The following is a 12,475-nucleotide window of genomic DNA, read 5'->3' as shown; positions in this document are numbered from 1 at the left end:
GGTATGACAGCCCCTAATAGTGAAAAAAATAGCGAGAATAAACTTGCTAGTGAAAATAGGCTTATTAGTCAAAATAGCTTTGTCAAAACTCACCGGCAAAAAAAAGCAAACAGTCATCAAACCTTTCGTTTAACCCAACTGTTTAGCACGCAGCTAGATAAATGGCTCATTGCTGCCTTTTTAGGCATAATGACTGCGTTATCGGTGATTGGGCTATTGATGACGTCAGGGTGGTTTATTTCTGCGGCAGCAATGGCGGGGATGGTGGCGCTGGGCTCACACAGTTTTAATTATCTGGTACCGGCAGCGATTATCCGTGTGATGGCGATGGTACGTACCGCAGGACGCTATGGTGAAATGATGGTATCCCACCATGCGGTGTTTGGTTTGTTGCAGCGGCTGCGAGTGCGGTTTTTTAACCAGTTTGCACGCCTACCACTGGCGAATTTATCAAGTACCTTACAATCTACCCATGCCATGCACCGTTTAACCCATGATATTGAGGTACTCAATGAGTTGCCACTGCGCGTGGTATCGCCTTGGCTAGTCGCGACAACTGCTAGCTTGCTAGTAGCCACCTTACTTTATCAGTATGAGGTTAACCCCACCCTGATTGCCATATTTTTAATCGCGGGTTTGATGCTGCCTGCCATGCTGACATGGATCAGTATCAAGCACGCCCGCGCTCATCAGGCATTGGCAGAGTCTAGGCACGTTAGTTTGCTCAATCCGCTATCGGCGCTTACCCATTTATTGATTTGGCAGCGCTGGCAATCCGAATTGACTGCTTTTAACAGCGTCGACACTCAACATACGCATCAGCAAAAGCGCATCCAGCGCGCCCAGTCATTGATCATGCTGATCATGCAGTGGCTGATTGCAGCGGTTTTGGTCGGCTTGTTAGTGGGTTTTTATCACACTCCCCTTGTCATCAGTGTGCCGATGTTGCTTGCGCTATTTCTCGGTATCATGGGCATGACTGACTTGCTAGCGCCGTTAGTCACCCATTCGCTAGCCCTTGGCAATAGTTTGGCAGCAAAACATCAACTCAATGAATTACTCAATCCTTCGCTACAACCTAGCCATCATTTAAACCATGATTTAGCCCCTTTACCCATTGATGTTGCGCGCCTAAATGCACCACTCACACTCACCATCAATCAGCTAGCTGGCAAAATGCCACAGGCGATTGTCGGTTTCAAAGCTATCAGCTTGACTGCCACCCAAGGCATCCCGGTATTGATTACTGGGCGCTCAGGCGCAGGCAAATCAACACTGTTACAAGTGCTAGCCCATGAACTAGCACCGCAACAAGGCAGCATCGAGCTAAGTGGGATGGATTGGCTAGCCTTACCCAATACGCCAGCGCTCACAGGTTATTTGGGGCAACAGATTGATATTTTTGACCAGACCTTGGCGACCAATTTAAGACTAGGCAACGCCGATGCCAGTGATGAACAGCTTTGGCAAGTGCTGAGTAAGGTTGGACTCAAAGACTGGGCGCGCAATCAGCCGCTACAATTACAGACCCCGCTAGGGGAATACGGACAAGCCATTTCGGGTGGGCAAGCCAGACGCATTGCCTTGGCACGGCTATTACTTAGCCCAAAAAAAATCTTGCTGCTTGATGAACCGTTTGCAGGACTTGATAAAAAAAGCCGTGAAGCACTGTGGCAAATGCTGGTACAGCATCAGCAGCAAGGCATTTTAATCATTGTCACCCACCATCTTTGGCAAACCAAGTGTCCAATTAATATCGTGCAATTACCTGAGCCTGATGTTTTCATTTAACCTGTCAGAGGAAGGTTTGATTTGACAGGCAAAAAATTGATAAAAACATTTTTGAACATTGTTGCGGGCGTTTATGCAAAGCAAATTTTTTATCCGATTGCTATAACCTACCTAGCCTGATTCTGCGTTATCGCTAAGTTTCTGCTGTCTTAATTTTTGTATGATAGTATTATCCAATCAATGGTTATCAACAACTATATTAACAACGCAGGAAAACCTATGAACTTAGCAAAATTTAACCCCTCATTTTTAGCCGCTGGGCTTAGTGTAGCCCTGCTTAGTGTCGTTACAGGTGCGACAGTCACTGCCTGTGCGAGCACCTCAGCGGCACCCCAAGCGCAAAACATGCAAAAGCGCCATCCAGCCAATGCCAAGCACTTTGAGCAACGCTTACAAGCCATGCAGGCCAACGCCCAAGCAGCCGCCAATGCCAGCATCAGTGCCTCTCAAGCGGTCGCCTTGGTACAAAAACAAACCGCGAACACTCGCATTGTTGGCGTACACTATCATGACAGTAGCAACCGACCCAACCCAAACCCTGCCCGGAGCGGCAACAACGCCAATGACAACATTGTCGGCTACCGGGTCATGACCCTTAATGCGAATGGTCAACCACAACTGTATATCGTCAATGCGTCTAATGGTCAAGTGAGCCAAGCAACTATGCCATCACGGCCATCACGCCCAGCGCGTCCGCCACAACCTAATACGCCTAATAACCTCAACAATAATCAACCGCCTGCGCCGCCTGCCATCAATATCAGCCTAGAGCGCGCTATGCAATTGGCAGCAAGCCAAGTCGGTGGTAAAGCTATTGGTGCCCATTTGGGGGGTAAAGGGGGCAAAATGGGTCATGGTTCTCGTGACGGTCACCGCCGCCCTAACAGAGACCCACAAATGGGCAATACAGGTATGCCGCCTGCACCAAACCCTGCCCAAAATCAACCACCTAGAACCCCAAGCTATCAGATTAAGGTGGTAAAAGGTCAAGAAGTTTACCATGTCAAAGTCGATGCCCAAACAGGTGCTGTGAGCGATGTCAAATCATTTAACGACTTCAAACGTCGTGCGCCTACTCAGCCATAATTGAGTGCCAAATGGCAACCTTGCCTATAAGCAACACCGTCATTCTTAGAATGGCGGTTTTTTGTGTTATAGTCTATTTATTGAACAGTATTCGTGTATAAAGGTAACCCAATGAGAGTATTACTCGTCGAAGATGACGTATTCATTGCCGACAGTCTGATTGATAGTCTAGAAGAAGAAGCGTATGCGGTAGACTGGGCAAAAGATGGGCGAGAAGCGATTTTGACCCTCAAAGTCGAAGCGTATGACGTGATTTTGCTGGATTTGGGCTTGCCAGAAATTGACGGCATGAGCGTGTTAGAGACGCTTCGCAGTGCCAAAATCGATACGCCTGTACTGGTGCTGACCGCCCGAGACCAAATCAAAGACCGCGTGAAAGGGCTGGATGCCGGGGCAGATGACTATATGACTAAGCCGTTTGCGATGAGTGAATTACTCGCTCGTATGCGCGTGTTGGTGCGCCGCTCGCAGGGCAATAGCCAAAACACCCTACAGGTCGGTGACTTAATCCTTGATATCAATGCCAAACGCCTCAAACGTGACGGCATAGAAATCGATATTACCGCCAAAGAATACATGCTACTCACCACTTTTATGACCGCGCCCGATAAAGTGTTTTCAAAAAGTGAATTAGAAAATTCTATCTACAATTGGGAGGCGGGGATAGAGAGCAATGCTATTGAATTTTTAATCTATGGACTGCGCAAAAAAATTGGTCAAAAACGCATTAAAAACATCCGTGGTTTAGGCTGGTATATCAGTGCCGAAGCCCAAGACTAACAAACGCGATAGAAAAAGGCCTCAAAAAACATCCAGACAATGACCGCCAAATAGCCGCGACAATGACCATGACTACCCCTACAAAAACCGCCCTGCCCTTGCAAAAATCGTTGCAAAAATCACTGCAAAAACAGTTGCTGGTTTGGATACTTGGCACGTTACTATCGATTGGCATTTTGGTACAGATTGCGGTATTTTGCTATACCTATCAAGAGTTTAACACCTCACAAGAAACCAATCTTAGCTATCTTGCTGAGCTGGTTAGCTCGCGCGCGACAGTTCGACTTCCTCCCCGTAACCTAAAGCCTAATAGGCGGCTATCAAACCCAGATAACGATTTTGCACCGCATGACTTCCCACCGCCTAGACCGCCTATACCAGCTATGATAGCTTCTGCCCCTAGCAGTAGCACGCCGACCACTGTTTTCTCACCCAATGATGAAAGCAGCGTACTACAGTATCAAGGCATTAAAGACGGTGTGCAAGTTGATATTTTCCCTGCCCGTTTTGGCAAAATTGACACCAATTTTATTGAGCCAATGGCTCACCCGCAATTGGTTAACACCCCTATCGGTTTTAGTGAATTAACCCTTGATGGTGAAATCTGGAAAGTCTTTCGTAAAGATACCCCAAGGCGGGTGATTTTTGTGCGTCAACCTGTCGAATGGCAGAAAAAAATTGCCCTAAAATCGGCTTGGCAATCCATTATTCCAATTTTACTGACCACCCTGTTGCTGCTTGCACTATTGCCTTGGGTATTAAAGCGCGTATTGCGTCCGATTCAGATATTAGCTCGGCAAATGGCAAAACGTCACGGTCAAGATCTCAGCTTGATCGAGCTACCCACTGACAGCCAACATCGCTCAATTCTACCCAGCGAGCTGATGCCCTTGGTCATTGAAATCAATGCCTTGTTACAACGGGTTGACACGCATATCCAAAACCAAAATCGCTTTATCGCGGATGCGGCGCATGAGCTACGCTCGCCGTTGACCGCAATCTCGCTGCAAGTACAACAACTGCAAAAATACAGTCGAGATGCGGCGATGTATAGCGACCCTGCGAGGCAAGCCAAATTCAAACAAAACATTCATAAGCTCGCTGTCAGAGTGGAACATAATCAACATTTGGTGGAACAGCTACTCACCCTTGCGCGTATGGACGCCCAGCAATCACAGCTGACCGAGCGCACCAACACGCCCACCGATTTAATCGCAGTGCTACGAGAAGCCATCAAACTGCTATTGCCGATTGCTGATAGCAAAGACCAAACCCTATCGGTTGACAACCATCTCACCGCGCAGGGTGCGTCAGCGACGCAGGTCAGTGTAGATGAAACCGCCTTGTTTATCCTCCTCAAAAACCTACTGCAAAATGCCATTTTATACACCCCAACCACAGGCAATATCGCGGTTGTCATTAATCAAATGACTATCGAAGACTTAACGCAGTCGTCAAGCCGCACCGATTCGACCCATGCCACCTATGCCACTTATGCCGCCCATGACAACTTCGCCAACGCATTGACCCCAACCCCTGTGTTGGTGAACCACACTGGCAACACACTCAATCACCGCGCAAAACGACTCATCGTCCAAGTTGCCGATACCGGCATTGGCATTGATGCAGCCCATTATCAAGACGTCTTTCAACCCTTTTACCGCGTCAATCAAAATGCGTCAAGCGCATCCCTAGCACAAGGACAAGGACAAGGACAAACAAGTAGCACACAAACCCATAGTGATACTGCCAAAAAATCTTTTTCGTCCAAAGACACAAGCGCCCATTCAGGTTTGACGGTAATTGGCGGTACGGGCTTGGGTTTATCGATTGTTTATCAAATCTGCCAACAAGCCAATATTGATATTTATCTCAGTCCTACGCAACTGGTTGAGAATAACGCCCAAACCACTGCCACCACCCAAGGCTTAACGGTAACCTTGGTGTTTTAGCCTGCCTCAAAAATAACGTACTTTTGTCAAATCATCGCTACTTTTTTAAATCATTGTTCAATCTAGTTTTCTCAAACGTATAATTGCGGTATAAAGTACAACAACTATGCTTGGGTAAAACGGAAGTCAACTTTACGATGTTTGATTTTATATTGAAAAAAAATAAAAAAAATGCGCTGGAGTCAATGCATGACAAGCCATCGGGTGTGTTTCATAAACTGGTATTTTATAGCAGTTTATTCGCTGTATTGCTTGCCATTATTGAGACTGGGTTTGTTTTTAAAGTTTGGTTGCATGGCGTGGCTTCGACGTTTTATTTGCTAGTACTTGGGCTCAATTTTATTGAGTTATTGAGTCAATATGTGCAAAAAGGTATACGCTCAAAGCTTGTGCTCACGTTTGATTTGTCCATTGCTATATTAGTCATTGCGTTGCTGGTGACACATTTTTTTGCTGATAACAGTTCTTTTTTATACAAATTCTTGTTTGAAAAATCGCTGATAAAAATTGCGTTGTTGGTTTCTTTTATTCGTCAGTTATTGGTGATGGAGTTTAGCTTTAAGATAGTCGTGGCGCACCCTGCCCAGTTGTTTATTTTAAGTTTTTTATTGCTTATTTTGCTCGGCACGTTTTTGCTGATGATGCCAAATGCCACCTATGGTCATATTGCGTTTGTTGATGCTTTATTTACTGCCACGAGTGCGGTTTGTATTACGGGTCTCGCGGTAAAAGATACAGGCGCTTTTTTTACCCCATTGGGTCAAATCATTATCATGTGTTTGTTTCAATTGGGGGGCTTAGGGATTTTGACTTTTGCCACTTATTTTAGCTATTTTTTTCGGGGACGCATCAGTTATCAGACACAGCTACAGCTTGGGCATGTGACCTCAGCTAATCGTATGAGTGATGTACTAAAGACGCTCAAAGTAATTTTTGCGGTCACCTTTGCGGTGGAGTCCGTGGCAGCCATAGCGATTTATATCAGTATGCTTGATGTCCCTATGAGTATCCATCGTCGCATCTTTTTTTCGGTTTTTCATGCCATCTCTGCATTTTGTAATGCAGGTTTTTCAACGATGAGTAATAGCTTATATGAGTTACAAGTGCGCTTTAATTATCCGTTACAAATGGTTGTGGCGGTGACGTTTTTGTTTGGGGGATTGGGGTTTGCGATAGTTGCCAATGTCGTGGAATATTTGCGCCATCAGCTGATGCGCCTGTTGTTTCCTAACCGCTCACGATATGGTGCCAAGCCGTGGCTACTGAGTATCAATAGTCGCATTAGTCTAGTGACGACCTTGTCCTTGCTAGTGCTTGCCTTTATCAGTGTACTTGCCTTTGAGTGGCAAGGGACTTTATCTGAGCATACCAGTGTCGTAGGCAAACTTGTGACAGGGTTTTTTGTGGCAGCTGCACCGCGCTCATCAGGAATCAACGTGGTAGACATGGCACAGCTAGCGCCGCCGACCGTGATGCTTACCATTGCACTGATGTGGGTTGGGGCAGCCCCAAACTCTACAGGCGGTGGTATCAAAACCACGACTTTTGCGGTCGCTGTGCTCAATATTGTGTCACTGGCACGCGGCTATTCTCGTATCGAAGTATTCCGTCGTGAAATTGCCGATATCTCAGTGAAGCGGGCATTTGCGATTATATGTTTGTCAGTGATTATCATTGCGTTTGGTTGTACGTTAATACGCTGGGCAGAGCCAAACATGAGTATGACAGAAGTGTTATTTGAAAGTGTTTCTGCTTATACCACCACAGGGTTAAGCTTAGGCATCACCCCACATTTAAGTACGTTTAGCAAATCTGTCCTGATTGGGCTGATGTTTTGTGGACGAGTTGGGGCATTGACCATCTTAATTGCCTTATTAAATCGCCCAAGGCATCAAAGCTATCGCTATCCCAGCGAAGAGATTATTATCACCTAAAGATAAATTGATAAGGTATAGATATGAAATACATCATCGTCGGTCTAGGCAATTTTGGCTCATCACTTGCCACCAAACTCACCAGTCAAGGACATGAGGTCATTGGTATTGATATCGATATGGATAAGGTTGAGCGCTACAAAGAATCCATTTCGCACACGATTTGTATCGATTCTACCAGTGAAAACGCCGTCTCAGGCTTACCCATTGCCCAAACAGATGTGGTGCTCATTACCATTGGCGAAGACCAAGGGCAAAACGTGATGGTCACTGCCCTATTCAAAAATCTTAATGCCAAATATATCATTAGCCGAGCCATTAACCCACTGCATGAAAAAGTGCTACAAGCATTGGGGGTTGATGACATCATCCAACCTGAAAACGAGGCGGCAACGCACTGGGCAAAAAAACTCTCGCTCAATGGCTTAATTGATTCGTTTGAACTCGATAACGATTATAGTATTGTTCAAATACAGACACCGCCTACATTTTACGGTAAAACAGTTCACGCGCTTGATTTAATCAATCAGTTTAATGTGATGCTGTTAACCACTATTTCATTTCACCAAAACCAATTTGGCTTTGGTCGAAATCAAACTAAATCCAAAATCGATGGCATTGTGCATCCAGATTTTGTCATTGAGCCTAATACAGTTTTAGTATTATTTGGGGAAACCAATGACTTAAGACGACTGTTCAAGTATATGCACGCCTCCCAGAATAGTTGACAATACTCCATCAAAGCATCTAGTCGTTGTGGCTAATTTTTTGATTTTCGCTAGGCTTCTTGTGTTTTAACAACGGCTTGCGACCTTGCAAGCCGTCAGCCAAAATTTTTGGTAACAAAATGGTCACTTTTTGGTCACAAGCGTTTGGTCACGTTAGTTTTACTTAAATATTAAAAATAGATATCTTTTCAACTTAACAATTAAAACCAATTTTCAAAATAATATGAAGAAAAAAATGTATAAAATAATATATTTTTTAAAATCAATAACTTGGTATAAAATTTAAGCCAAAAAAAACCTCAAATCAGGGGAGATTTGAGGCATAAAACTTTAAAAATTTCGTTTTAAATCCACTAAAATAAGTGGCGCAGCGGACGGGACTCGAACCCGCGACCCCCGGCGTGACAGGCCGGTATTCTAACCAACTGAACTACCACTGCACGGTAGCTGATAGCGATGATATAGGTTGGTGGGTCGTGACGGATTCGAACCGCCGACATTCTGCGTGTAAGGCAGACGCTCTACCAACTGAGCTAACGACCCTGATAGGCAATCTAGTAGCCAATCAAGTTGCTTCAATATCATCGAAGTGACGCGTATTATATAGACTTATGATGGATTGTCAACTAGTTATTTAAAGATTTTTTCGATATCTTTTTGCAAGCTTGGCATCGCTTTTTCTAATTGGCTTGTGTCACCTATCAAGGTCGGCATCATCACCTGCACAAACTCACTGGAAACTTGCGATTGTTTGCTCAAGATGCGTTGTCCCATTGGGGTCTCATAAAATTGGTTGAGGGCATCGACTTCAGCTTGGGTATAGGTTTTTTTGGCAATCGCTTGATAAGCTTGTTGCAGTTGCTGTTTAGAGATGGGTTGGTCTAATTGCTGTCCTAAGACGGTGCTATATTTAACGAAAATATTTTTAAGCTGTTTTTGCGCATGACGGCTAAAAATGCCCGCGTTTTCATCCATAGGCAATTCTTGGGGTAGCCCTTTCATCATATTGGCAGCTTGCTGACGTTGGGCAAGCATTTCATCAATCATTTTATCGATATGTAGCACCTTGACAAGCTTGTTAAGCGATGCATCCGTGGGCTGGGTTTGCAATTCATTGAGAATCGCAATTGGCGTTTGAGCATTGACTGGGTTGTTTTGAATGATTAATTCGGCGTAAGCAGGATGAACCAGCGTCGTCAGACCAGTCGAGGTCAATAAAGCTAGCAAGGCTAATTTTTTAGCATTTAATGAGCCTGATGAATTTAACAGTTTGTTGGGTTTTTTAAAGGGATATTGATGACGCATTTTTTTGCCTATTTGATATCACATTGGGAAATGTTGTTACTTTGAAAACGCAATGCTTTACGCATCTGTGCGGCTTTTTGGCGACATTCTTGCAAATTATCTTTGATTTCAAGGGGTGGTACACGGGTTGGCTTGCCATATTGATCCACCGCGACCATGGTGAAGTAACAACTGTTGGTATGGCGTATCGTACGGTTTTGGATATTTTCTGCTTGCACTCGAATACCCACTTCCATCGAAGTTTTGCCCACATAATTGACGCTTGCCAAAAAGGTGACTAACTCCCCTACATGAATCGGCTCACGAAAAATCACTTGATCGACCGATAGCGTCACCACGTAGCTACCGCTATAGCGACTGGCACAGGCATAGGCCACTTGGTCAAGCATCTTTAATAAATCGCCGCCATGCACATTGCCAGTGAAGTTTGCCAAATCAGGCGTCATCAGCACAGACATGGTAAGTTCATTTTGTAAAGGGGCAACTTGCAAATTTTGATTTGATTCAATGGCGTTGGGCACAATGGCGATCCTTCTTAATTCATATAACAACTATCATAAAAAATTATTAACCTCGGCATCTTAGCTGTTAACTAATAAGCTGTTAACTAACATAGCTTTAAATCAACGCAGCTTTGAATCAATGCTGTGAATCAACTTGCCATATACAGTGATGCCTTAATCGCTAAAGTAGCAAATTCGTCTTATCATCACAATAGCCTATCAGTAACTAACTGATTACTAGCCAAAATCTAGTTGAATAATAAAAAAATCCGAATATTTTTGATATAGGGCTTGACAGTCACGATTAATTTGCTAAAATACGCACCACTTAAACGCTGCGATGTTTTTTGCAGGTTTAACAAAAAATTCTACCGCTTATTCTCCAATAGCTCAGTCGGTAGAGCAATGGACTGTTAATCCATGTGTCCCTGGTTCGAGCCCAGGTTGGAGAGCCATATCAAAAAGACCTTTAACAAGCGTTGTTAAAGGTCTTTTTTTATGTGGTATCTTTTATCTATAGTAAACGCTAAATTAAACTGAACAGTATTTAACACAATCATGAAGCGAATCGAAGTCATTAATCGAGAGTTTTACCTTTTGCTTAACCACTGCCCACTTATGCTCCACAGGATTTAACTCAGGAGAATAAGGTGGTAAGTACAGTAACGTTAAGTTGTATTTTTCGGCAATCTGTTTTAAATCACCACCCCGATGAAAACGCGCGTTATCCATGATTAAAAAACGCTGTGGGTAGCTGTCGAGTTCATCTTTAGGCAAAGATTGACCAAGCGTGTGAAGCCAATTTTCTACCGTATCACGCTTACACCCACCTTCAAAGGTCACAGGCGCAATCAGTTTAAATTCAGCCATACTCATTGCACCGATAAGATTTAAGCGTTTGCCTTTATTGGCATCCATTTTAGCATAGCAAGGTGTGCCAACCGGTGACCAGCTACGATGATAGCTTTGTCTTTGGTAAAAGCCTGTTTCATCCATAAATAGGATGTTGGTTAGACCAAACCAAAAAGCCATGATAGCTAAACATACGCTGAAACCTTGCTGTTTTACGGGGTCTGATTCTTTGTAGGTGAAGGTCTTTTTTTAAATGTCCAGTTGATACGATGTAAGGTATCGACAAACGCATTGTAGGATATACTGACATCAGGATGGTCTTTTAAATATTGTTCCCGTAGCTGTTTAGCGGTATCAAATTGTTTAGCTTTGACATATCGTTCAAAGCTATCAAGGTCGGTTATGATGTGTTTTACACCCGTTGGTTGTGCTTTCTTAGGTTCGGTATTGCCTTGGTCGTGGTACAAGGCTATCCAACTGTTAAGCGTGTTGCGACAGATGCCGAATATTCTCGCTGTTTTGCTTTTGTTATTTGTTTCTTGCCAGTAGGCTATGGTGCGTTTGCGTAAGTCTTGGTCGTATAGGTTTGGCATAGTGCTATCTATGAAAGTTCAAGTTGTGTTCATTATAATACAGGATTTACTATATCGTTATTGCTATGAGTCATTTTGATTGCTAGGAGTCATTTTGCATCATGAACTTTATTGATGTTTTTTGCTAAAAAATGCTTGACTCATGTTTTAAATCTCAGTAATATACGCACCACTTGATTATCTGTTCTCCAATAGCTCAGTCGGTAGAGCAATGGACTGTTAATCCATGTGTCCCTGGTTCGAGCCCAGGTTGGAGAGCCAATCAAGCCAAATTCTGTTGTATATTTTGAACCCGTTCCCTTGTGAATGGGTTTTTTTATGAGCAAAGTTTAGCAATTTGCTGTTTACTACGCTTTTGTTTGATACCCTATTATCTCACTTGCTAAGGTACTTAAGGTACTATTGATAAGATACTACTTATGACACTGTCGTTTTCCCCTACCCAATCTCAATTTTTGACCCTACAACAAGCGATTAATAAAGACCGCATCACCCAGCTAGTGAGCGATCATCAGCAAGGTAAACTGTCACCAGAAGATAAATCTTACTATGAAAACTTAATCACCCAATTTATCGAGCTAATCAAGCTGCCTGATAGCGCGCATTTAGCCATGCAGCTTTTACCAGAATTCAAAATCACCGTGCCAGCCTTGCTTGATGGCATGGCTTATCGCGCCGTGGCTGATAAAAGCCCGAAAGCGTGTGTGTTTGCGGCATATATGATTGACCAATCGCTGTTGCAGCGCGATATGACGCCCCTGTTTAATGTGATTATTGAATTGGGTACGCCTGAGCTGTGGGTTGAATTGGTAAAAAAAGTAAATAATGCCCCTGCCGATCGCATCGTTGAGAAGGTTTATCAATGCGACAAATCGGTACAGGCCTATTGGGAACAACAAATTTTGTAAAGAAAATTGGCTTGATGGTCGCATACAGCGTTAAGCTAATGCA

11 protein-coding genes and 4 tRNA genes are annotated in these 12,475 nt (G+C 43.9%); 9 read left to right on the top strand and 6 right to left on the bottom strand.

The genetic code is table 11. The features are described from left to right. Positions 1-3 precede the first annotated feature (3 nt). The 6 genes from ACAM39_RS03885 (at position 4) to ACAM39_RS03860 (ending at position 8,271) form a co-directional block, all read left to right on the top strand. Entirely contained in the window at positions 4-1,791 is a 1,788-nt protein-coding gene (locus ACAM39_RS03885; RefSeq protein ID WP_369628277.1) for an amino acid ABC transporter ATP-binding/permease protein, read from the top strand. A gap of 219 nt (positions 1,792-2,010) precedes the next feature. Next, positions 2,011-2,877 (top strand): PepSY domain-containing protein, encoded by an 867-nt coding sequence (locus ACAM39_RS03880; RefSeq protein WP_369628276.1) that lies wholly within the window; start codon positions 2,011-2,013, stop codon positions 2,875-2,877. 111 nt (positions 2,878-2,988) lie between these two features. After that, positions 2,989-3,657 (top strand): response regulator, encoded by a 669-nt coding sequence (locus ACAM39_RS03875; protein ID WP_369628275.1) that lies wholly within the window; start codon positions 2,989-2,991, stop codon positions 3,655-3,657. 62 nt (positions 3,658-3,719) lie between these two features. Then, positions 3,720-5,609, top strand: a complete 1,890-nt coding sequence (locus tag ACAM39_RS03870; protein ID WP_369628274.1) for a sensor histidine kinase — start codon at positions 3,720-3,722, stop codon at positions 5,607-5,609. A gap of 152 nt (positions 5,610-5,761) precedes the next feature. Further along, the gene (locus ACAM39_RS03865) at positions 5,762-7,543 is read left to right on the top strand and encodes a TrkH family potassium uptake protein (RefSeq protein WP_369628273.1); all 1,782 of its coding nucleotides are present in this window, start codon (positions 5,762-5,764) and stop codon (positions 7,541-7,543) included. 23 nt (positions 7,544-7,566) lie between these two features. Beyond that, entirely contained in the window at positions 7,567-8,271 is a 705-nt protein-coding gene (locus ACAM39_RS03860; protein WP_282849224.1) for a potassium channel family protein, read from the top strand. Positions 8,272-8,634: 363 nt separating this feature from the next. Here the strand turns inward: ACAM39_RS03860 and ACAM39_RS03855 are convergent. The 4 genes from ACAM39_RS03855 to ACAM39_RS03840 all read right to left on the bottom strand — a co-directional run bounded on the left by ACAM39_RS03855 (position 8,635) and on the right by ACAM39_RS03840 (position 10,034). Next, positions 8,635-8,711, bottom strand: a tRNA-Asp gene (locus ACAM39_RS03855). Between the two features lie 27 nt (positions 8,712-8,738). Next, a tRNA-Val gene (locus ACAM39_RS03850) sits at positions 8,739-8,814 on the bottom strand. Between the two features lie 87 nt (positions 8,815-8,901). Then, complete coding sequence (locus ACAM39_RS03845) at positions 8,902-9,576, bottom strand: DUF2059 domain-containing protein (protein ID WP_369628272.1); 675 nt, start codon at positions 9,574-9,576, stop codon at positions 8,902-8,904. A gap of 8 nt (positions 9,577-9,584) precedes the next feature. Beyond that, positions 9,585-10,034, bottom strand: coding sequence for an acyl-CoA thioesterase (locus tag ACAM39_RS03840; protein ID WP_369628568.1), 450 nt, complete (start codon positions 10,032-10,034; stop codon positions 9,585-9,587). A 424-nt stretch (positions 10,035-10,458) separates the two neighbouring features. Here ACAM39_RS03840 and ACAM39_RS03835 point away from each other — a divergent pair. Continuing rightward, positions 10,459-10,534, top strand: a tRNA-Asn gene (locus ACAM39_RS03835). 76 nt (positions 10,535-10,610) lie between these two features. Here the strand turns inward: ACAM39_RS03835 and ACAM39_RS03830 are convergent. Together ACAM39_RS03830 and ACAM39_RS03825 are read right to left on the bottom strand one after the other, a co-directional pair. Next, complete coding sequence (locus ACAM39_RS03830) at positions 10,611-11,111, bottom strand: IS630 family transposase (RefSeq protein WP_159374020.1); 501 nt, start codon at positions 11,109-11,111, stop codon at positions 10,611-10,613. Positions 11,112-11,143: 32 nt separating this feature from the next. After that, positions 11,144-11,524 carry a helix-turn-helix domain-containing protein gene (locus tag ACAM39_RS03825; protein ID WP_101965293.1) on the bottom strand — a complete coding sequence of 127 codons (381 nt, stop codon included), beginning with the start codon at positions 11,522-11,524 and terminating at the stop codon, positions 11,144-11,146. A 185-nt stretch (positions 11,525-11,709) separates the two neighbouring features. On the opposite strand from ACAM39_RS03825, the gene ACAM39_RS03820 reads away from it, so the two are divergent. Continuing rightward, a tRNA-Asn gene (locus ACAM39_RS03820) sits at positions 11,710-11,785 on the top strand. A gap of 158 nt (positions 11,786-11,943) precedes the next feature. Beyond that, positions 11,944-12,432, top strand: coding sequence for a hypothetical protein (locus ACAM39_RS03815; protein WP_369628271.1), 489 nt, complete (start codon positions 11,944-11,946; stop codon positions 12,430-12,432). Positions 12,433-12,475 lie beyond the last annotated feature (43 nt).

The sequence above is a fragment of the Moraxella sp. K02 genome (assembly GCF_041154755.1).
In the GTDB taxonomy this organism is placed as follows: domain Bacteria; phylum Pseudomonadota; class Gammaproteobacteria; order Pseudomonadales; family Moraxellaceae; genus Faucicola.
Note: the sequence above shows the minus strand (reverse complement) of the source record. Positions and strands in the feature narration are given on the sequence as shown.

Bases quoted from the DNA above. Each gene is read 5' to 3' on its own strand.
- ACAM39_RS03885 (WP_369628277.1), top strand. From the start codon at position 4: ATGACAGCCCCTAATAGTGAAAAAAATAGCGAGAATAAACTTGCTAGT.
- ACAM39_RS03880 (WP_369628276.1), top strand. From the start codon at position 2,011: ATGAACTTAGCAAAATTTAACCCCTCATTTTTAGCCGCTGGGCTTAGT.
- ACAM39_RS03875 (WP_369628275.1), top strand. From the start codon at position 2,989: ATGAGAGTATTACTCGTCGAAGATGACGTATTCATTGCCGACAGTCTG.
- ACAM39_RS03870 (WP_369628274.1), top strand. From the start codon at position 3,720: ATGACCATGACTACCCCTACAAAAACCGCCCTGCCCTTGCAAAAATCG.
- ACAM39_RS03860 (WP_282849224.1), top strand. From the start codon at position 7,567: ATGAAATACATCATCGTCGGTCTAGGCAATTTTGGCTCATCACTTGCC.
- ACAM39_RS03845 (WP_369628272.1), bottom strand. From the start codon at position 9,576: ATGCGTCATCAATATCCCTTTAAAAAACCCAACAAACTGTTAAATTCA.
- ACAM39_RS03840 (WP_369628568.1), bottom strand. From the start codon at position 10,034: ATGTCTGTGCTGATGACGCCTGATTTGGCAAACTTCACTGGCAATGTG.
- ACAM39_RS03830 (WP_159374020.1), bottom strand. From the start codon at position 11,111: ATGGCTTTTTGGTTTGGTCTAACCAACATCCTATTTATGGATGAAACA.
- ACAM39_RS03825 (WP_101965293.1), bottom strand. From the start codon at position 11,524: ATGCCAAACCTATACGACCAAGACTTACGCAAACGCACCATAGCCTAC.
- ACAM39_RS03815 (WP_369628271.1), top strand. From the start codon at position 11,944: ATGACACTGTCGTTTTCCCCTACCCAATCTCAATTTTTGACCCTACAA.